This is a genomic window from Streptomyces sp. NPDC058291 (assembly GCF_042880855.1).
GTDB lineage: Bacteria > Actinomycetota > Actinomycetes > Streptomycetales > Streptomycetaceae > Streptomyces.
Genome location: NZ_JBHVYK010000101.1, coordinates 1 through 17,166, shown reverse-complemented (window position 1 = coordinate 17,166; position 17,166 = coordinate 1). Strand labels below are relative to the sequence as shown.

The following is a 17,166-nucleotide window of genomic DNA, read 5'->3' as shown; positions in this document are numbered from 1 at the left end:
CCGGCTCACCGGACAATGACAGTGAGGCGTGACGACGGCGTGACGACGGCGCCGCCGTGGTGCCGCGGAGCGTCTCCCCCGCGCCTCCGCCCGTTCCCGTCCGTCACCCGCCTGCTTCTGCCCGGTCCCGCTCGTTTCCGTTCGTTGCCGTTCGCCGCCGAGGAGAGTGAGCCGCCATGCACGAGCCACAGCAGCCGCACGAGCCTCAGGAACATCAGCGACCTCAGAGCCCGGCGGGCACGCCGTCGCGTGGGCGTTCGCCCCGTGCGCGGGCGCTGGTCGCGGCCACGACCGTCGCCGTCCTGGCGCTGGGCGGCACCGTCGCCTACGCGGCCACGTCGAACGGCTCCGGCGGCGGGTCGCCGTCCGCGACGCCGTCCGCGTCCTCGTCCGAGGGGCCCGGCGGACGACACGGACCGGGCGGGCCGTGGTTCGGCCTCGGCGGCGACGCGGCGCACGGCGAGACGACCGTGAAGGACCCCGGCACCGGCGACTGGGTCGTCCGCGTGTGGCAGCGGGGCGCCGTCGAGAAGGCGGACGACGGACACGCCACCGTCAAGAGCGAGGACGGCGCCTCGTGGACGTGGACGGTGGGCCCGGACACGCGCGTGTCGGCCGACGGCGCCTCCGGCTCCGGGGCCGGCGCGCTGACGAAGGGCGACACCGTGTTCGTCGTCGGAACCCGCTCCGGGGACACGTACACGGCCGACCGGGTCCTGTCCGGCGCCTTCGGCGACCGCGGCCGGGACGACCACCGTGGCGGCGGCCCCGGGCACGGCCCGTGGGATCGCGGCGGGGAGCACCGCTCGCCCGGCCCCTCCGGCAGCGGCGCCGCTACCTGACCCTGGTCCCGATGATCACCTGGGCGGACATCTCCTCGTCCCGTGCGACCCGCACCGCGAGACCGGCGCGGCTGAACGCCTCCACGGCGGCCGCAGCCTGGCGTTCGACCGTCTCCACCAGGAGACAGCCGCCGACGGCCAGCCAGTGCGGCGCCTCCGCGGCGACCCGGCGCAGCACGTCCAGCCCGTCGGCGCCGCCGTCGAGGGCGGTCAGGGGTTCGTGCTCACGCGCCTCCGCCGGCAGCAGGGGCACCTCGCCGGTGGGGACGTAGGGCACGTTGGCGGCCAGGATGTCGACGCGACCGCGCAGCCGGGCGGGCAGCGGCGCGAAGAGATCGCCCGCGTAGGCGTGCCCGCCGTGCCCGGCGAGATTGCGCCGCGCGCAGTCGACCGCCACCGGGTCGATGTCCGCGGCGTGCAGCTCGACCGGCCCGAGCGAGGCGGCCAGGGCGGCCGCGACCGCCCCGGAGCCGCAGCACAGGTCCACCACCACCGACGCGTGCGGCGCCGCGGCGAGCGCCTGGTCGACGAGGAACTCGGTGCGCCGGCGGGGCACGAAGACGCCCGGCCCGACGGTGACGCGCAGACCGTGGAACTCGGCCCAGCCGACGACGTGTTCGAGCGGCAGGCCCGCCGCACGGCGTGCGGCCATGGCCTCGGCCTCGTCCGCGTTCCGTGCGGCGTCGACGATCAGCGCGGCCTCTTCCTCGGCGAAGACGCACCCGGCGGCGCGCAGGGCGAGGACGAGAGCGTCACGGGAGGGCGAGTGCTGAGAGGAGGACGAGGAAGGGAGTGCCGGGGTGAGAGGAGGCATGGAGCCGAGAAGCCTTTCGAGAAGTCGAAGGGCGCTCCCGCGATCGCCTACCGGCGGCGGTCCACGCCGTCACGGGAGGGGAGCACCCGACCTGACACTGCGGTGATGGGTCCCACCTCCCGGCCTCGCGCGACCGGGTACCTCCACGGCCGTCGGCCACCTTACCCCAGTGATCGCCCGCTGTTCATGACGTCTCCGGGACCTCCAGTTGTATTATGCAACTGAGCCCCCAGGGAGGAGTGGACCGGTGGAAGCAGCCGACGCGGTGGAGACGATCCAGCGGGAGATGACGAGCTTCGCCCGGCGGGCCCGCGCCTCGGCGGGCCGGCTGCATCCGGAACTGTCGCTGGTGTCGTACACGCTGCTCGGCCACCTGGAGGAGAGCGACGGCTGCCGGGCCACCGACCTCGCCGCGCACTACGCCCTGGACAAGTCCACGGTCAGCCGGCAGGTCGCCGCCCTGGAGCGCGCCGACCTCATCGCCCGGCGCCAGGACCCCGAGGACCACCGCGTCCAGGTCCTCCACCTCACCGAGGCCGGACGGCGCATCCTCGCCCAGGTCACCGAGAGCCGGCGCGCCGCCTTCCACGAACGCCTGGCCGCGTGGCCGGCCGCGGACCTGGAGCGGTTCGCGGAGTACCTGGTGCGCTACAACGCGTGGCCCGGCCCGGCCCCCGACGGCGACTGACCCCGGCGAGCGCCCCGGCGCGGGCTAGGGCAGCGGGACGGCCGCCCGCGTCTCCCCCAGTCGCTCCGGCGCCCTGGCGGCCAGGAACGTCGTGCGTCGGCGCAGGCGGAAACCCAGGGACTCGTAGAGGCGGATGGCGTTCGTGTTGCCCGCGCCGGTGTGCAGGAAGGGCGTGTCGCCGCGTTCTCGGATGCCGTGGGCGACGGCCAGGATCAACCGGGTCGCCAGTCCCTCGCCGCGGAAGGCCGGGTCGGTGCAGACCGCGCTGATCTCGGTGAAGCCCGGCGGTCGCAGCCGCTCGCCGGCGAGGGCGACCAGCGCGCCGTCCCGGCGTATGCCGAGGTAGTCGCCCAGCTCGATGGTGCGGGCCTCGAAGGGTCCCGGCCGGGTGCGGGCCACCAGGTCGAGGATCTCGGGCACGTCGGTGGGGCCGAGCCGGATCGCCTCCGGGTCGGGGGCCGCCTCCAGCCCGTCGTCGACGAACTGCACGCCCTCGACCCGGAAGGTGACCTCCCAGCCGGCGGGGATGTCGCCCCGGAAGCCGGGCAGCGGGACCTCCGCTCCGGGGCCGGCCAGCGCCGCGAGGTCCGCCCAGTCGTCGGCGTCCGGCGCGTCCGGCATCGCCAGCCAGGGCGACACGTCGACGGGATAGCGCAGGACGCGTCCCCGGCGCTCGGCGAAGTGCGCGTGCGGGCCGGTCAGCGCGGCCAGCGCGGGATTGTCGAGAACGTGCCGGTCCGGGTCGCCGCTCGCGCGCTCCTCCCCCGGGGCCGACCCGGCGAGCCCCCGTGCGGACCCGGTCCCGCTCATGCGCCCGCCCCGATCTCGAGGACGACCTTGCCCCGGGCGTGGCCGCTCTCGACCTCGCGCAGCGCCTCACCGGCCCGCTCCAGCGGGTACCTCCCGGTGACGTGCGGGTTCAGGTCCCCGCGCACGACGAGGTCCGCCGCCGGACCCGGACGCGGCCGCTCCAGGTCGACGAGCGCCTCGGTCTGCGGGCCGCCGAACCGGGTGAAGACGTACGCCTTCGGCATCTCTCCCACTCTCCTTCGCTGGCACATGTCGTCCCCGGACCGCCGGACACGCCGGAACAGCGGTCCGGGGACGACTCGTGCAAGAGCGGGCGATCGGAGGCTATTCCCCGCCGACGGGAGTGTTCACACGGCCTTGACGATCGACGGGCGGACCCGGTTCGGGGCGGCCCTGACTTGCCCGTACCGTGGACTGCGACAGCAATCGCCGCCCACACGCTGGAACCCCATGAACGTCACCCGAGGCTTCATCGGCCGCCCCCGCGCAGCCGATCCGGGACTGCCCCCCGGCCAGTACGACGCCGGCGACGACTGGCCCGTCCTGTCCGCCGAGGTCACACCCGACCTGGCGGCCGCCGACTGGACCTTCCGCGTCGACGGGCTGGTACGCACGCCCCGCACCTGGGACTGGGACGAGGCGCACGCGCTCCCGGCGTCCGCCTACGAGGGCGACATCCACTGCGTGACGAGCTGGTCGAAGTTCGGGGTGCGGTTCGCGGGCGTCTCCCTGGACGTGTTCCTGGCCGCCGTGCGGCCCGACGCGTCCGCGACCCACGCGGTGGCCTACTCCCACACCGGGTACACCACGAACCTCCCGCTGGCGGACCTCACCGGCGGGCGGGCCTGGATCGCCTTCGAATACGACGGCGCGCCCCTCCCGGCCGAGCACGGCGGTCCGGCGCGGCTGCTGGTGCCGCACCTGTACTTCTGGAAGAGCGCCAAGTGGATCGCGGGCCTGCGTCTCCTCGACCACGACGAGCCCGGCTTCTGGGAGCAGAACGGCTATCACGCGCGGGGCAACCCCTGGGAGGAACAGAGGTACTCCGGTGACTGAGGCCTTCGCCGTCCCGTCCGGGGCGTCCGCTCCCCCGTCCGCAGGCTTCACGCCGGCGACCCGGTTCGCCGTGCCCGGCCGGATCGCCGTCAGCGAGCGGGCCGCCTCCGAGTGGCAGACGGCCACGCTGACGGAGATCCGCCGCGAGACCCCGCTGGCGTCGACCTTCCGGTTCGCGGTGCCGGCCTGGACGGGGCATCTGCCCGGCCAGCATCTGATGCTGCGGCTGACCGCTCAGGACGGCTACACCGCCCAGCGGCACTACTCGATCGCCTCCGCGCCCGACGACGGCGGGCACATCGAGCTGACGCTGGACCGGGTGGACGGCGGCGAGGTCTCGGGCTGGTTCCACACCACGGCCGAGCCGGGCGACCAGGTCGAGGTGCGCGGCCCGCTCAGCGGCTTCTTCGCCTGGCCCGGCGACCGGCCCGCGCTGCTGATCGGCGCCGGGTCCGGGGTCGTCCCGCTGATGTCGATGGTCCGTCACCACCGGGCGCGTGGTCTCGACGTGCCGCTGCGGCTGCTGGTGTCCGCCCGCGCCCCCGAGGAACTGATCTACGCGCGCGAGTACGGCGCGGAGACGACACCGGTGTTCACCCGGAGCGCGCCCCGGGGCGTGCCCGTGGGCCGTCTCGGCGCACAGCACCTGGCGCCGCTGCTCGCCGAGCAGCCGGTGGGCGGCTGGGAGGCGTACGTGTGCGGCTCGAACGCGTTCGCCGAGCACGCCTCGCGCCTGCTGGTCGGGGCCGGGCAGCCGGTGGACCGCATCCGGATCGAACGCTTCGGCTGACCGCGGCGCCCGCCGACGCGGCCGGCCCGCCCTGCCGGGACCGCCGCTCCCCGGGCTCCGCTCCCGGCCCTCGCTCGCCGCCCCCGACCTCGCTCGCCGCTCCCCGACCCGGTTCTCCGGCGGGGAGCGCGGCGGCAGGGGTGGCGCCGACGTCTGCGGTCGAGGGGCCGTCGTGAGCGATGCGTGAAACGATGTACTCCGAACGGAGTACCTCCCTCCGGTGGTCTCTCGTCCGCGTCACGGCGAGGAGGTCGACATGCGAAGCGGGGCGCACTGCTGGCGTCGCGGGAACGATCCGCTGCGGCGCCGGTCGGACGTCGTGGAAGCGTGGACGGCGCTGGTGGTCGCCGCGCTGCTGTGGATCGCCGTGCCGCTGGCCGGGGCGCTCGTGGGCCGTTGGGCCCATGACGACGCCCAGGCGGCGGCGGTCGGCCAGCGGGCCGACCGGCACCGGGTGACCGCGCAGGTCGTCAGCCGCCCGCCCGGGGTCATGCCCGCGGTGGAGGGCGGCAGGCAGCAGACGGTCCCGGTGAGCGTGCGGTGGACTCCGCCGGGCGAGCACGCGCGGACGGCCACCGCACGGGTGCCGGCGGGCACGCACCGAGGAGACATGGTGGACGTGTGGTTCGACGGCCACGGCCGCAGCGTCGCGCCCCCGCCGAGCGACACGATGGTCTGGCAGCACACCCTCACGCTCGGCGTCTGCGTGGCCGGCGGCTCGGCGGCCACGGTGCTGCTCGGGCACGCCGTCGTCCGCCGGGTGGCCATGCGTCACCGGCTGGCCGAGTGGGAACGGGAGTGGGCGCGCACCGAGCCGCAGTGGACCCGGCACAGGCCCGCCTGAAGCTCGTCATGGGGTCTGGCGACGCCTCCCGCGCCCCCCGTACGGTGTGATCATTCGTATGGGCAATTGACAAAAGGCGGTCCTCCATGGCCCTGTTCGACCTGTCCCGCGACGAACTCCCCGGCTACCGCAGCGACTCCACCGAGCCCGGGGATTTCGACGCGTTCTGGTCCAAGACCCTCCACGAAGCCCGCGAGCACGATCTGGACGCCCGCTTCGAGCCGGTCGACACGGGCCTGGCCACGGTGCAGGTGTACGACGTGACGTTCGCCGGGTTCGGCGGACACCCGGTCAAGGGCTGGCTGACGCTGCCCGCCGGGGCCGATCGACCGCTGCCCCTGGTGGTGGAGTTCGTCGGATACGGCGGCGGACGCGGGTTGCCGCACGAGCACCTGCTGTGGGCGTCCACGGGCCGCGCGCACTTCCTCATGGACACCCGCGGCCAGGGCAGCGCGTGGGGCGGCGGGGGCGGCACCCCGGACCCGGTGGGCGGGGCGCCCTCGTACCCCGGGTTCATGACCCGGGGCCTCGACGCCCCGGAGAACTACTACTACCGCCGGGTGTTCACGGACGCCGTCCGCGCGGTCGAGGCGGCCCGTTCGCATCCGCTGGCCGACGCCTCGCGGACCGTGGCCGTCGGCGCGAGCCAGGGCGGCGGCATCACCATCGCCGTGGGCGGGCTGGTGCCCGACCTGGCGGCGGTCGCGCCCGACGTGCCGTTCCTGTGCGACTTCCCCCGGGCGGCCACACTGACGGACCGTCACCCGTACCGTGAGATAGGTCTGTTCCTCAAGACGCACCGCGGCCGCACCGAGGACGCGCTGCGCACCCTGTCGTACTTCGACGGGGTCCACTTCGCGGCGCGCGGCTCGGCCCCGGCGCTGTTCTCCGCGGCGCTGGAGGACCAGACCTGCCCGCCCTCGACCGTGTTCGCCGCCTTCAACGCCTGGCCGCACGAGGACAAGGCGATCGAGGTCTACGAGTTCAACGACCACGAGGGCGGCGGCCCTTACCAGGAGGCGGTCAAGCTGCGGTGGCTGCGCTCGTACGCCTGAGCCGCCGCCCGACGCGGCCGGATCACCGCCGGCCGCCTTCCTCCAGTCCGCCAGTCGGTACGTTCGGGGGGGCGCCCGGACCGCACCGTCGCGGTCCGGACGTCCCGGCGGACCACGGAGGCCCCATGTCCGAGCACGTGCCAGAGGTTCACGGCCACTGCGACCCGCGGTTCGCCGCGGTGTGCACCGCGTTCGGCCGGCCGTCGCCGCGCTCTACGGCGTCCTCGCCGGCCGGGGCGCGTACGGCGGCCGGCGCATCCTGTCCCCGGAGGCGGCCGAGCGGGTGCGCGAAGGCCAGGGCGCCTGTCTGGACCTGGTCCTGGGGGCCGGGTTGGAGCACGAGACGGAGATCGGTCCGGGGCTGTGGCTCAGCGGGCCGAACGGCTCGTACGGACCCAACCCGTGCGCTTTCGGTCACGACGGCTTCGGCGGCTCGTGCGGACGGGCCGACCCGGAGGCCGGGGTGTCCCTGGGGTACGTGATGAACCGGCTGGGGCCGCGTATCGCCGACGACCCACGGAAGACGGCCCTGATCGACGCCCTGTACGGCGTGTTGTGAGCCCGGTCGCCACGAGGAGCGGGAGACCGTCGCGGGACGCGAGAGCGGCGGTCGCGGAGTGCGAGGCCGGCCGGGCGGGACGCGAGAGCGGCGGGGCGGCGGCGGGCGGGACGGTTTCGGCCGATCCGGCGATCCGCGCGCCCCCTGGAGATCACCGACCTCGTGGTGGACGCCGAGCGGGAGGCGCTGGTCTACGCGTTCACGCTCCCGGCGGCGTGACGGGCCCGCCCGGGCCGTCCGCGTCGTCGGTGCGCAGCGCCTCGACCAGCCGCGCCCGCGGGGTCCCGTCGTCCCTCGCGCCGAACTCCGGCAGGGCGCGCAGGGTGACACGGAACCCGGCCCGCTCCAGCGCGCGCCGCACCTCACCGAGCCGGAAGGCCCGGTAGTACATCACGAACGGAGGTCGCCGGACGGCGTTGCGCACGCGCATCGCCGCGTCGAAGCCGAGCAGCATCCAGAAGGCCGGGGAGGAAGGCCGCGGCGGAGCGAGGACGGGGAACGCGAAGCGCCCCCCTGGCCGCAGCGCACCGTGCACCTGGGCGAACAGGCCCGGCAGTTCGCGGGGCAGGAAGTGCCCGAAGGCCCCGAAGCTCACGACGAGGTCGAAGGCGGCCGTGAAGGGCAGGGCGCGGGCGTCCGCCCGTACCCAGGACGCCCGCGGGCCCGGGGCGGGCGTCCGCCCGCGGGCCACGTCGAGCATGCCCGCGCTGAAGTCGACCCCGGTCACGCTGCGGCGGCACACCGCGGCCAGCACGTCGACGCCGGCGCCCGTGCCGCAGCACAGGTCCAGGCCGTCCTGGTACGGGCCGGACGCCTTCAGGGCCGAGGCGACCGCGTCCAGGACGGAGTCGGGGGTGCGGAAAGGGGTGTGGTCGAACTTCGGCGCCAGCAGGTCGTAGCCGCGCTCGACGGACGACAGGGCCTGGACGGCGAGTTCGCGCAGGGTGGGGCCTTCGGGGCTGAACATCGGTGTCACCCTACGGCGGCGCGCCGCCGCAAGAGCGCCAGGGCGCGCTCGCACCAGCGCAGGTTGGCCTCCTCGAAACCGATGCCGCCCATCAGGGTGAGATAGGGGCCGACGCGGTCGGCCTCGGCCAGGTACTCGTCCTCGGTGCGCCCGTCGAGCAGACGGTCGCGGACGCGTTCGTAGCGGTCGAGCTTGCCGCGCGACCAGGTCATCCGCTCCTCGATCAGCGCGCGGGCGGCCCCGGGGTCGCCGGCGTCCATGGCCTGGATCTTGATCAGGAGTTCGTCCCGGACGGCGGTGGGCCTGCGCGGCGGGGTCACCGCGAAGGAGCTCAGGTCCTCCCGGCCGGCCTCCGTGAGGGTGAACATCCGCTTGTTGGGACGGCGTTCCTGCTGCACCACGCGCGCCTGGATCAGACCGTCCTGTGCGAGGCGTTCCAGTTCGCGGTAGAGCTGTTGCGGGGTCGCGGGCCAGAAGTTCGCGAGGGAGACGTCGAACGCCTTGGACAGCTCGTAGCCCGAGGCCTCGCCCTCCAGCAGGGCGGCCAGGACGGCGTACTTGAGGGACATGTGGACACGGTAACAGGAGGTGATTATCCTCAACCGCACCTAATCAACAAATTGACCAATTCGATGGGAGATCCGATGCGCGCGTTCCGCGAGGCGGTCGAGGCCGGCGACCTCGACGCCGTCGAGGCGTTGCTGGCCGACGACGTGGTGTTCACCAGTCCGGTCGTGTTCAGGCCGTACCCGGGCAAGGCGATCACCGCGTCCATCCTGCGCGCGGTGTTCCAGGTGTTCGAGGACTTCCGTTACGAGCGGGAACTCGACGGGGGCGACGGCCGCGACCACGCCCTGGTGTTCACGGCCCGGGTGGGCGATCGGCAGCTGACCGGCTGCGACTTCATCCACCTCGACGACGACGGGCTCATCGACGACCTCACCGTCATGGTGCGCCCGCTGTCGGGGGCGCAGGCCCTCGCGGCCGCGATGGGCGCGCGGTTCGAGGAGATCACGAAGGAGGCGGAGGCCCGGTCGGCCTCCGCCTCCTGATCACATCCCGCAGGGCTCCGGACCCGCAGGGCTCCGGACCCGCAAGGCTCCGAACCCGCAAGGCTCCGAACCCGACGGGACTCCGAACCCGACGGGACTCCGACCCGCAGGACGTCAGCCCCGCAGGTCGCGCAGGGTCGCCCGGGTGTCCGTCTTCAGCCAGGCCGAGACCTGGGCGAGCGTGGGCGGATCGGTGTCGGTGTCGTAGGAGGTGTAGTAGGCGCTGTAGCTCATCGTGTAGGTGACCCAGCCGTCCCGGACGGCGAGCGTGGCGTAGAGCGAACCGCTCGTCGAGCCGGAGGTGGTGTCGTCGCTGACGAGGTAGGCCTCGTCGCCGATGTCCGCGACGCTCTCCACGTCGTAACCCTTGTGGCTGTCGCCGTAGTTCTTCCACGCGGCGGTGAACTCGGGCCCCGGATCGGTCTTCTTGTGCAGGTCGAGTTGGGTGTAGAGGTAGGCGTCCGAGTAGCTCGAACCGGACTTCTTCAGGCTGATGTTGCACAGGCCCTCGTCGAGGGCCTCGTCCTTGATGCCGTTGTGGGTCGGGGCGCTGTCCTCGGCCGTGTACTCCTCCTTGAACGAGGCGTAGTCGGTGGAGGTGCACAGGTTCGTCGGCGCCGTGTAGCCGCGCAGGTCCGCGTCGTCGCCGGACGCGGTCAGGAAGACGCCGGCCGCCCAGGCGGCCGACGCCACCACCGCGCCGACCACGGCCCACAGGACCGCTCGCCCGGCGCCGCCGCCGCCCGTGGGCGGCGGGCCGACGGCGGGATACGGGCCCGGCTGGAGGTACGGGTTGCCCGGCTGGGGCTGAACGGGGTGGCCGACCAGAGTGGGCTGGGCGTAGACGCTCTGCTGGCCGGCCTGGGTCGGTTGCGCGGCCGGCGGGAAGCCCATCGGCCCGCCGGGCGCCGGCGACTGCGGATTCGGATAGGGGTACGCGCTCGGCTGGGCCGGCGCCCCGGACGGCTGCTCCGGCTGCTGCGGAGACTGAGGCGGCGTGGACATGACGTGAAGATAATGCAGGTATGGCGGTCAAGTCCCCTGCCGTCACGGATCGTTACTCTGTGGGGACATCTGCGGCAAACTCGGGACAGGCCGGATTCCTCACCCCTCCCGCAGGGCTCACCCCGTCGCGCACCGCCCGCCGTCCCCTCTCGCGCGGGCCTGGCCGGGCCGCCCGCCGAAAGTCGCTTCAGGCGAAGGCACCTGCGGAACGCACCGGCGGAAGGCACCGGGAACGCGCCAACGAGCGAAGCAGCCGTCGCGGCCGATCGGTGTGCTACAGTGCGACTGGCACTTGTGTACGCCCCCTGTCGGGCGCCGGTGCCGGTCTCTTCTCCACTCCCCGCGTCGACACCCGCCGTTTCCGGCCGGTGCAGCGGCTTTTCCGCACCACCGCCAGGGCACTGCTTCGCCGTGACCGCGGTGCCGTTCCCGCCGCCCGAGGCGCGCCGTGCGCCCTCCCTCCGCGGCTGCTCTCCCCCCTTCGCATGTCCCCTTGCCTTCCGTCCGTGAAAGGACCGGCCATCATGACCACCACACTCGAACACCCCCCTGTGCAGCAGCCCGCGGCCACGACCGCCTCCGGCGTCCTCGACGTCGACGCGAGCGGCAAGGGGCGCCTGCGCCCCGCGGACTGCCTGCCCACGCCGGACGACGTCCAGGTCCCGGCCGCGCTGATCCGCCGTCACGGCCTGCGCGCGGGCGACCTCGTCGAGGGCGTGCGCGGCGCCCAGCGCACCCTGACCGAGGTCGCCCGCGTCGACGGCCGCGCCCCCCACGCGCTGCACGGCCGCCGGCACTTCCGCGACCTCACCCCCCTGCACCCCCACGAGCGGCTCCGCCTCGAACACCCCGCCGCGGGTCTCGCCGGACGGGTCGCCGATCTCCTCGCACCCGTCGGCAAGGGACAGCGCGGGCTGATCGTCGCGCCGCCCAAGACGGGCAAGACCGTGCTGCTCCAGCAGATCGCCGCCGCCGTGGCCGGCAACCACCCCGAGGCACGGCTGATGGTCGTCCTCCTCGACGAGCGGCCCGAGGAGGTCACCGACATGCGCCGCTCGGTACGCGGCGAGGTGTACGCCTCGACGTTCGACCGGGCGCCCCGACAGCACATCGCGCTGGCCGAACTCGTCGTCGAACGGGCCAAGCGGCTCGTCGAGGCCGGCGAGGACGTCGTGATCCTCCTGGACTCGCTGACCCGGTTGTGCCGGGCGCACAACAACGCGGCGCCCGCCGGGGGCCGCACCCTCAGCGGCGGTGTCGACGCGACCGCGCTGATCGGCCCCAAGCGGTTCTTCGGCGCCGCGCGCGCCGCGGAGGAGGGCGGCTCTCTCACCGTCCTCGCCACCGTCCTGGTCGAAACGGGCTCCCGCGCCGACGACTTCTACTTCGAGGAACTCAAGAGCACCGGCAACATGGAGCTCCGCCTCGACCGCGAACCGGCCTCCCGTCGCGTCTTCCCGGCCGTCGACATCAACGGCTCGGGCACCCGCCGGGAGGAACTCCTCCACTCCCCGGCCGAGTTGAGCGCCGTGCGCGGTCTGCGCCGGGCCCTGCAGACCCGGGAGGGCCAGGCGAACCTCGAGACGCTCCTGGAGCGGATGCGCGAGACCCCCGACAACGCGTCCTTCCTGCGCCGCATCCAGCCCACGCTGCCCGCCGTCTAGAACGCCCGGACGACGGCCGGACCGCCACCGGACCCGCGACCGGACGGCATCGAACGGCGGCCGGACGACGCCGGAACCGCGTGGCGTGTGGCATCCGGGTGCTCGCGCGGGCCCCTCCGGCACGGGCAGCACCGGGAAACCGCCGACCGTTCCTAGGTTGATCGTATGACGATCGGATTCTCTTCCCGGGCCGCATCGACGGCCTGCGCGTTCTGTGTGGCCGGCGTCCTCGCGCTCGGGCCCGCCGCGGCCGCCGCCCCGGCCGACACGGACCCAGGACACCCCGGCGCACCGGGCGAGGCCGGCGGAGCGGGCGTGACGGTGGTACGGCCGTCGCTGCTGTACCGCTCCGGCACGCAGGTCAGGCCGCGCCACGGCGCCCCCGAGATCCCGGACGTCTCCGCCCTGTCGTGGCTGGTGTCCGACGCCCGGACCGGCGAGGTGCTCGCCGCGTCGAACGCGCACCGCGGGCTGCCCCCCGCCAGCACCCTCAAGACCCTCTTCGCCCTGACCGTGCTGCCGGTGCTGCCCGGCGAGCTCCAGCACCGGGTGAGCGCCGAGGAACTCGCGGGCATCGGGCCCGGCAGCAGCCTCGTCGGGGTCGCCGAGGGCCACACGTACCGGATCGCCGATCTGTGGCGAGGCGTGTTCCTCAACTCCGGCAACGACGCCGTGCACGTCCTGGCGTCGCTCAGCGGCGGCTGGGACGCCGCCGCCGTCCGGATGCAGGCCAAGGCGCGGTCCCTGGGCGCGCTGGACACCCAGGTGCTGTCGCCCGACGGCTACGACGCGCCCGGCCAGGTGTCGTCCGCCTACGACCTGGCGGTGTTCGGACGGGAGGGGCTGCGCAATCCGGACTTCGCGCACTACTGCGCGACCGCGGAAGCGCTGTTCCCGGGGGACGGGGAGGAGTCCTACGGGATCGCCAACACCAACCGGCTGCTCACCGGGGCGGACGGCGTCGAGCCGTACCCGGGGCTGATCGGGATCAAGAACGGCTACACCAGCAACGCCGGCAACACCCTCGTCGCCGCCGCCCGCCGGGGCGGACGCACCCTGGTCGTGACGGTGATGCACCCTCAGGCGGGCGGCGGATTCGCCGTCTACGAGGAGGCGCGGGAGCTGCTGGACTGGGGTTTCGCGGCAGCCGGACGGGTCGATCCGGTGGGCTCGCTGGACGCGCTGCGCCCGCGCACTCGCCCCCGGTCCGGCCCGGGGCCCGCATCGACCGCGCGGCCGACGCCCTCGACGCCCTCCGCACCCGCCCTGCCCCCGGCTGCGTCGTCACCCGGCGCGTCGACGCAACCCGTGCCGACGCCCACCCCGACGAGCACGAGCACGGGCGCGGCCGCGGTCCGAGCCGACTCCGGCTCCGACTCCGGCTCCGGGGCTCCCGACTGGTCCGAGGCCGCGCTCGTCGTGGGCGCCGCCGCCCTGGGCGGGGCCGCCGTGGCGCTGGTGCTGCGGCTCGCGGGCCGCGGTTCCCCGGGAAAGTGACCGACGGCCGGCCACACCGGGCGGCGCCCCGGCGATGAGTTTCGCCGGCCCGGGCGGTCTGTCCTGAGTCCCAGGACCTACCGACCAGACCTACCGAACGGACGTGACGAACGTGCCGGACAACTCCGACTATGCCAAGGTCAACGGCTTGGAGATGTACTACGAGAGCCACGGCTGCGACGACGGGAGGGGACGTCCGCTGGTGCTGCTGCACGGCGGCGTGCTCACCGTGGACCTGTCCTTCGGGGCCGTGCTGCCCGCGCTGTCCGCCGGTCGCCGCGTCGTGGCTCCGGAACTCCAGGGACACGGCCACACCGCCGACGTCGACCGCGCCATGACACCGGCGAACCTGGCCGGCGACGTGGTGGCGCTGCTCGACGCGCTGGGCGTCGAGCAGGCCGACCTGCTCGGATTCAGCCTCGGCGGGCTGACCGCGCTGCACCTCGCGCTGCGACACCCCGAGCGCGTCGGGCGGCTCGTGCTGGCCGCCACCCAGTACACCCAGGACGGCTACCACGAGGAGATCCGCACCGGGGACCACACCTCGCCGCGCATGCCCGGCCAGGCGGACTTCCAGGAGATGAGCGACGCGTACACCGCTGTCGCGCCGCAGCCCGAGCGCTTCCGGGACCTCATCGCCAAGTGCACCGCCGCGGCCCAGGCCCCGCTGCCCTGGACCGCCGACGACCTGCGGGATCTGCGCGCGCCCACGCTGCTGGTGATCGGCGACACCGACTTCGTGCGGATCGAGCACGCGGCCGAGATGCAACGGCTGACCCCCGGGCCCGACTGGCCGTCCTGCCGGCGACCACGCACATGTCGCTGATGCGGCGCACGACCCTGCTGCTCCCGCTCCTCGACGAGTTCCTGGACGCACCGGACCACGCGGAGTGAGCCGAGCGGCCGGGCTCAGAACACCGACAGGCCCGTGAGGGTGGTGAACCGGTCCAGGGCGGCCACGCCGGCCACCGAGTTGCCGCGTTCGTCCAGGCCGGGGCTCCACACGCACAGCGTGCAGCGGCCCGGCACGACGGCGATGATCCCGCCGCCGACGCCGCTCTTGCCGGGCAGGCCGACCCGGTAGGCGAACTCACCGGCCGCGTCGTAGGTGCCGCAGGTCAGCATCACCGCGTTGACCTGCTTGGCCTGGCTGCGGGTGAGCAGGCGGCTGCCGTCGGCGCGGATGCCGTGCCGGGCGAGGAAACCGGTCGCCAGGGCGAGGTCGGCGCAGGAGGCGGTCAGCGAGCACTGGCGGAAGTACTGGTCCAGCAGGGTCGGCACGTCGTTGTCGATGTTGCCGTAGGACGCCATGAAATGGGCGAGGGCGGCATTGCGGTCGCCGTGCGCGGACTCGGAGGCGGCGACGTCCTCGTCGAAGTCCAGCGCGGGGTTGCCGCTCTCGGCGCGCAGGAAGCCGAGGAGCTCGCCGGCCGCGTCTCCGGTTCGGGTGTGGAGTCGGTCGGTGACGACCAGGGCGCCCGCGTTGACGAAGGGGTTGCGCGGGATGCCCTGTTCGTACTCGAGCTGCACCAGGGAGTTGAACGGGTTGCCCGAGGGCTCGCGGCCCACGTGCTCCCAGAGTTCGTCGCCCTCACGGGTCAGAACCAGGGCGAGGGTGAAGACCTTGGTGATGGACTGCGTGGAGAACGGCTCGCGCCAGTCCCCCACGCCGTACACCGTGCCGTCGGGCTCCGCGACGGCCATCCCGAAGCGACGCGGGTCGCAGGCGGCGAGCGCCGGAATGTAGTCGGCGGGCCGGCCACGGCCGGGGGTGCGCTCCATCTCCTCGGCGATGCGTTCCAGGACCGGCTGGAAGGCGCGGGACGACGTCGTTGTCATGATCACCATTGTGCCTCCGTGCCGGTCCGGGCGCGTTCGCGGCCGGTCAGGGGTGGTCGGGCAGGTTCACTTCAGAGGCGAGCCGCTGCCGGCGAGCACCTCGGGGCGCAGCAGGTCGGCCAGCCGCTCGGCCGGCAGCAGACCCTTCTCCAGGACCAGTTCGGCGACGCCTCGGCCCGTGACGAGGGCCTCCTTGGCGATGTCCGTGGCCGCCGTGTACCCGATGTGCGGGTTGAGCGCGGTGACCAGGCCGATGGAGTTCTCGACGCTCGCGCGCAGCGCCGCGGTGTTGGCGGTGATGCCGTCGACGCAGCGTTCGGCGAGGGTGAGGCAGGCGGCGCGCAGATGGGTGATCGACTCCGACAGGGAGTGCAGGATGATCGGCTCGAAGGCGTTGAGCTGGAGCTGTCCGGCCTCGGCCGCCATGGTGATGGTGACGTCGTTGCCGATCACCTCGAAGGCGACCTGGTTGACGACCTCGGGGATCACCGGGTTGACCTTGCCGGGCATGATCGACGAACCGGCCTGGACCGGCGGCAGGTTGATCTCGCCCAGCCCCGCGCGCGGCCCCGACGACAGCAGCCGCAGGTCGTTGCAGCTCTTGGAGAGCTTGACGGCGACCCGCTTCAGCACGCCGGACATCTGGACGAACGCGCCGCAGTCCTGGGTGGCTTCGACCAGGTTGGCCGCGGTGACGAGCGGCAGCCCGGTGATCTCGGCGAGGTGGCGGCGGGCCGACTCGGCGTATCCGGCGGGGGCGTTGAGGCCGGTGCCGATGGCCGTGGCGCCCAGGTTGATCTCGTAGATCAACTGGACTGCCTCGTCAAGACGGTTGCGGTCCTCGTCAATCATGACGGCATAGGCCGAGAACTCTTGACCCAGCGTCATGGGGACCGCGTCCTGCAACTGTGTACGGCCCATCTTGAGCACGTCACGGAACTCGACGGCCTTACGGGCGAAGGCGTCCTGCAGTACGGCCATCGCCTTGAGCAGTCCACGCACCGCGAAGACCGTCGCTATCTTGACGGCGGTCGGGTAGACGTCATTGGTGGACTGGCCGAGGTTGACGTCCTCGTTGGGGTGCAGGTGCCGGTACTGCCCCTTCCCGTGCCCGAGGAACTCCAGCGCCCGGTTGGCGACGACCTCGTTGGCGTTCATGTTGGTCGAGGTGCCGGCTCCGCCCTGCACGACGTCGACGACGAACTGGTCGTGCAGCTTCCCGGCGCGGATCTCCCGGCAGGCGGCGACGATGGCGGCGGCTTTCTCGTGGGCGAGCAGACCGAGTTCCTCGTTGGCGAGGGCGGCGGCCTCCTTGACCGCGGCGAGCGCGTCGATGAGGTGCGGGTAGGCGGAGATCGGCGTCCCGGTGATGGGGAAGTTCTCCGTGGCGCGCAGGGTGTGGACGCCCCAGTACGCGTCGGCGGGGACGTCCCGGTCTCCGAGCAGGTCGTGTTCGCTGCGGGTGACGGCGGCGGCGGTCATGAGGGTGCGGCCTCTTTCTGAGGGCGGTGGCGGCGGAGCGGAGGAGGAGCGGCCGGCTCGGGCGGTACGGGATGGCGTCCGCCCGAGCCGGTCGGGCGCCGGCCCGGTGGTGACCGGGACGGCGGTTCAGTGGGCCGGCCGCGCGGGCTCGGCCGGGTGGGGCCGTCCGGCGGGACGGCGGGGACGGGGAGACTTTGGGGGC

The 17,166-nt window shown here is 73.7% G+C and carries 18 protein-coding genes and 2 pseudogenes; 12 read left to right on the top strand and 8 right to left on the bottom strand.

Annotated features, from left to right (window positions below; genetic code table 11):
* Positions 1 to 176: 176 nt before the first annotated feature.
* Entirely contained in the window at positions 177 to 842 is a 666-nt protein-coding gene (locus ACFVYK_RS33175; RefSeq protein WP_389780408.1) for a hypothetical protein, read from the top strand.
* On the opposite strand, the gene ACFVYK_RS33170 is transcribed toward ACFVYK_RS33175, so the two are convergent.
* The gene (locus tag ACFVYK_RS33170; RefSeq protein ID WP_389780406.1) at positions 835 to 1,656 is read right to left on the bottom strand and encodes a putative protein N(5)-glutamine methyltransferase; all 822 of its coding nucleotides are present in this window, start codon (positions 1,654 to 1,656) and stop codon (positions 835 to 837) included. The genes ACFVYK_RS33175 and ACFVYK_RS33170 overlap by 8 nt on opposite strands.
* 247 nt (positions 1,657 to 1,903) lie before the next feature.
* Between ACFVYK_RS33170 and ACFVYK_RS33165 the strand changes: the two genes are divergently transcribed.
* A complete protein-coding gene (locus tag ACFVYK_RS33165; protein ID WP_389780405.1) occupies positions 1,904 to 2,344 on the top strand; it encodes a MarR family winged helix-turn-helix transcriptional regulator in 441 nt (146 codons plus the stop codon).
* A 24-nt stretch (positions 2,345 to 2,368) separates the two neighbouring features.
* Here ACFVYK_RS33165 and ACFVYK_RS33160 read toward each other — a convergent pair whose 3' ends face one another.
* A complete protein-coding gene (locus ACFVYK_RS33160) occupies positions 2,369 to 3,154 on the bottom strand; it encodes a GNAT family N-acetyltransferase (RefSeq protein ID WP_389780403.1) in 786 nt (261 codons plus the stop codon).
* Complete coding sequence (locus ACFVYK_RS33155; protein WP_389780402.1) at positions 3,151 to 3,378, bottom strand: zinc-binding dehydrogenase; 228 nt, start codon at positions 3,376 to 3,378, stop codon at positions 3,151 to 3,153. The genes ACFVYK_RS33160 and ACFVYK_RS33155 overlap by 4 nt, the downstream gene beginning before the upstream one ends.
* A gap of 226 nt (positions 3,379 to 3,604) precedes the next feature.
* On the opposite strand from ACFVYK_RS33155, the gene ACFVYK_RS33150 reads away from it, so the two are divergent.
* The 6 genes and pseudogenes from ACFVYK_RS33150 to ACFVYK_RS33125 form a co-directional block, all read left to right on the top strand.
* Complete coding sequence (locus ACFVYK_RS33150; protein WP_389780400.1) at positions 3,605 to 4,210, top strand: sulfite oxidase-like oxidoreductase; 606 nt, start codon at positions 3,605 to 3,607, stop codon at positions 4,208 to 4,210.
* A complete protein-coding gene (locus ACFVYK_RS33145; protein WP_389780398.1) occupies positions 4,203 to 5,000 on the top strand; it encodes a ferredoxin reductase in 798 nt (265 codons plus the stop codon). The genes ACFVYK_RS33150 and ACFVYK_RS33145 overlap by 8 nt, the downstream gene beginning before the upstream one ends.
* Before the next feature lie 256 nt (positions 5,001 to 5,256).
* Entirely contained in the window at positions 5,257 to 5,844 is a 588-nt protein-coding gene (locus ACFVYK_RS33140; RefSeq protein WP_389780397.1) for a hypothetical protein, read from the top strand.
* An 86-nt stretch (positions 5,845 to 5,930) separates the two neighbouring features.
* A complete protein-coding gene (locus ACFVYK_RS33135; RefSeq protein WP_389780396.1) occupies positions 5,931 to 6,899 on the top strand; it encodes an acetylxylan esterase in 969 nt (322 codons plus the stop codon).
* Between the two features lie 121 nt (positions 6,900 to 7,020).
* A pseudogene (locus ACFVYK_RS33130) lies at positions 7,021 to 7,458 on the top strand (serine hydrolase); the annotation flags it as partial.
* A gap of 135 nt (positions 7,459 to 7,593) precedes the next feature.
* Positions 7,594 to 7,677 (top strand): annotated as a pseudogene (locus ACFVYK_RS33125) (GntR family transcriptional regulator); the annotation flags it as partial.
* Here ACFVYK_RS33125 and ACFVYK_RS33120 read toward each other — a convergent pair.
* Both ACFVYK_RS33120 and ACFVYK_RS33115 read right to left on the bottom strand, forming a co-directional pair.
* Entirely contained in the window at positions 7,658 to 8,425 is a 768-nt protein-coding gene (locus ACFVYK_RS33120; RefSeq protein ID WP_389780395.1) for a class I SAM-dependent methyltransferase, read from the bottom strand. The pseudogene ACFVYK_RS33125 and the gene ACFVYK_RS33120 overlap by 20 nt on opposite strands.
* Positions 8,426 to 8,430: 5 nt before the next feature.
* The gene (locus tag ACFVYK_RS33115) at positions 8,431 to 8,994 is read right to left on the bottom strand and encodes a PadR family transcriptional regulator (RefSeq protein ID WP_389780394.1); all 564 of its coding nucleotides are present in this window, start codon (positions 8,992 to 8,994) and stop codon (positions 8,431 to 8,433) included.
* Between the two features lie 75 nt (positions 8,995 to 9,069).
* Between ACFVYK_RS33115 and ACFVYK_RS33110 the strand changes: the two genes are divergently transcribed.
* Entirely contained in the window at positions 9,070 to 9,477 is a 408-nt protein-coding gene (locus ACFVYK_RS33110; protein WP_389780393.1) for a nuclear transport factor 2 family protein, read from the top strand.
* A 114-nt stretch (positions 9,478 to 9,591) separates the two neighbouring features.
* Here the strand turns inward: ACFVYK_RS33110 and ACFVYK_RS33105 are convergent, their stop codons facing one another.
* Entirely contained in the window at positions 9,592 to 10,482 is an 891-nt protein-coding gene (locus ACFVYK_RS33105) for a hypothetical protein (RefSeq protein WP_389780391.1), read from the bottom strand.
* Positions 10,483 to 11,006: 524 nt separating this feature from the next.
* On the opposite strand from ACFVYK_RS33105, the gene rho reads away from it, so the two are divergent.
* From rho to ACFVYK_RS33090, 3 genes are all read left to right on the top strand, one after another.
* The gene (gene rho / locus ACFVYK_RS33100) at positions 11,007 to 12,146 is read left to right on the top strand and encodes a transcription termination factor Rho (RefSeq protein WP_389780389.1); all 1,140 of its coding nucleotides are present in this window, start codon (positions 11,007 to 11,009) and stop codon (positions 12,144 to 12,146) included.
* 165 nt (positions 12,147 to 12,311) lie between these two features.
* Complete coding sequence (locus tag ACFVYK_RS33095; RefSeq protein WP_389780388.1) at positions 12,312 to 13,643, top strand: D-alanyl-D-alanine carboxypeptidase family protein; 1,332 nt, start codon at positions 12,312 to 12,314, stop codon at positions 13,641 to 13,643.
* Between the two features lie 103 nt (positions 13,644 to 13,746).
* Positions 13,747 to 14,469 (top strand): alpha/beta fold hydrolase, encoded by a 723-nt coding sequence (locus ACFVYK_RS33090; RefSeq protein ID WP_389780386.1) that lies wholly within the window; start codon positions 13,747 to 13,749, stop codon positions 14,467 to 14,469.
* An 83-nt stretch (positions 14,470 to 14,552) separates the two neighbouring features.
* Here the strand turns inward: ACFVYK_RS33090 and ACFVYK_RS33085 are convergent, their stop codons facing one another.
* Together ACFVYK_RS33085 and aspA are read right to left on the bottom strand one after the other, a co-directional pair.
* Positions 14,553 to 15,491, bottom strand: a complete 939-nt coding sequence (locus ACFVYK_RS33085) for a glutaminase (RefSeq protein WP_389780385.1) — start codon at positions 15,489 to 15,491, stop codon at positions 14,553 to 14,555.
* Between the two features lie 57 nt (positions 15,492 to 15,548).
* A complete protein-coding gene (gene aspA, locus ACFVYK_RS33080; RefSeq protein WP_389780384.1) occupies positions 15,549 to 16,964 on the bottom strand; it encodes an aspartate ammonia-lyase in 1,416 nt (471 codons plus the stop codon).
* Positions 16,965 to 17,166 lie beyond the last annotated feature (202 nt).

Excerpts from the sequence above, each read along its gene's own strand:
- ACFVYK_RS33150 (WP_389780400.1), top strand. The coding sequence starts at position 3,605 with ATGAACGTCACCCGAGGCTTCATCGGCCGCCCCCGCGCAGCCGATCCG.
- ACFVYK_RS33085 (WP_389780385.1), bottom strand. The coding sequence starts at position 15,491 with ATGGTGATCATGACAACGACGTCGTCCCGCGCCTTCCAGCCGGTCCTG.
- ACFVYK_RS33120 (WP_389780395.1), bottom strand. The coding sequence starts at position 8,425 with ATGTTCAGCCCCGAAGGCCCCACCCTGCGCGAACTCGCCGTCCAGGCC.
- ACFVYK_RS33115 (WP_389780394.1), bottom strand. The coding sequence starts at position 8,994 with ATGTCCCTCAAGTACGCCGTCCTGGCCGCCCTGCTGGAGGGCGAGGCC.
- ACFVYK_RS33135 (WP_389780396.1), top strand. The coding sequence starts at position 5,931 with ATGGCCCTGTTCGACCTGTCCCGCGACGAACTCCCCGGCTACCGCAGC.
- ACFVYK_RS33175 (WP_389780408.1), top strand. The coding sequence starts at position 177 with ATGCACGAGCCACAGCAGCCGCACGAGCCTCAGGAACATCAGCGACCT.
- ACFVYK_RS33095 (WP_389780388.1), top strand. The coding sequence starts at position 12,312 with ATGACGATCGGATTCTCTTCCCGGGCCGCATCGACGGCCTGCGCGTTC.
- ACFVYK_RS33110 (WP_389780393.1), top strand. The coding sequence starts at position 9,070 with ATGCGCGCGTTCCGCGAGGCGGTCGAGGCCGGCGACCTCGACGCCGTC.
- ACFVYK_RS33155 (WP_389780402.1), bottom strand. The coding sequence starts at position 3,378 with ATGCCGAAGGCGTACGTCTTCACCCGGTTCGGCGGCCCGCAGACCGAG.
- aspA (WP_389780384.1), bottom strand. The coding sequence starts at position 16,964 with ATGACCGCCGCCGCCGTCACCCGCAGCGAACACGACCTGCTCGGAGAC.
- ACFVYK_RS33105 (WP_389780391.1), bottom strand. The coding sequence starts at position 10,482 with ATGTCCACGCCGCCTCAGTCTCCGCAGCAGCCGGAGCAGCCGTCCGGG.
- ACFVYK_RS33140 (WP_389780397.1), top strand. The coding sequence starts at position 5,257 with ATGCGAAGCGGGGCGCACTGCTGGCGTCGCGGGAACGATCCGCTGCGG.
- rho (WP_389780389.1), top strand. The coding sequence starts at position 11,007 with ATGACCACCACACTCGAACACCCCCCTGTGCAGCAGCCCGCGGCCACG.
- ACFVYK_RS33160 (WP_389780403.1), bottom strand. The coding sequence starts at position 3,154 with ATGAGCGGGACCGGGTCCGCACGGGGGCTCGCCGGGTCGGCCCCGGGG.
- ACFVYK_RS33170 (WP_389780406.1), bottom strand. The coding sequence starts at position 1,656 with ATGCCTCCTCTCACCCCGGCACTCCCTTCCTCGTCCTCCTCTCAGCAC.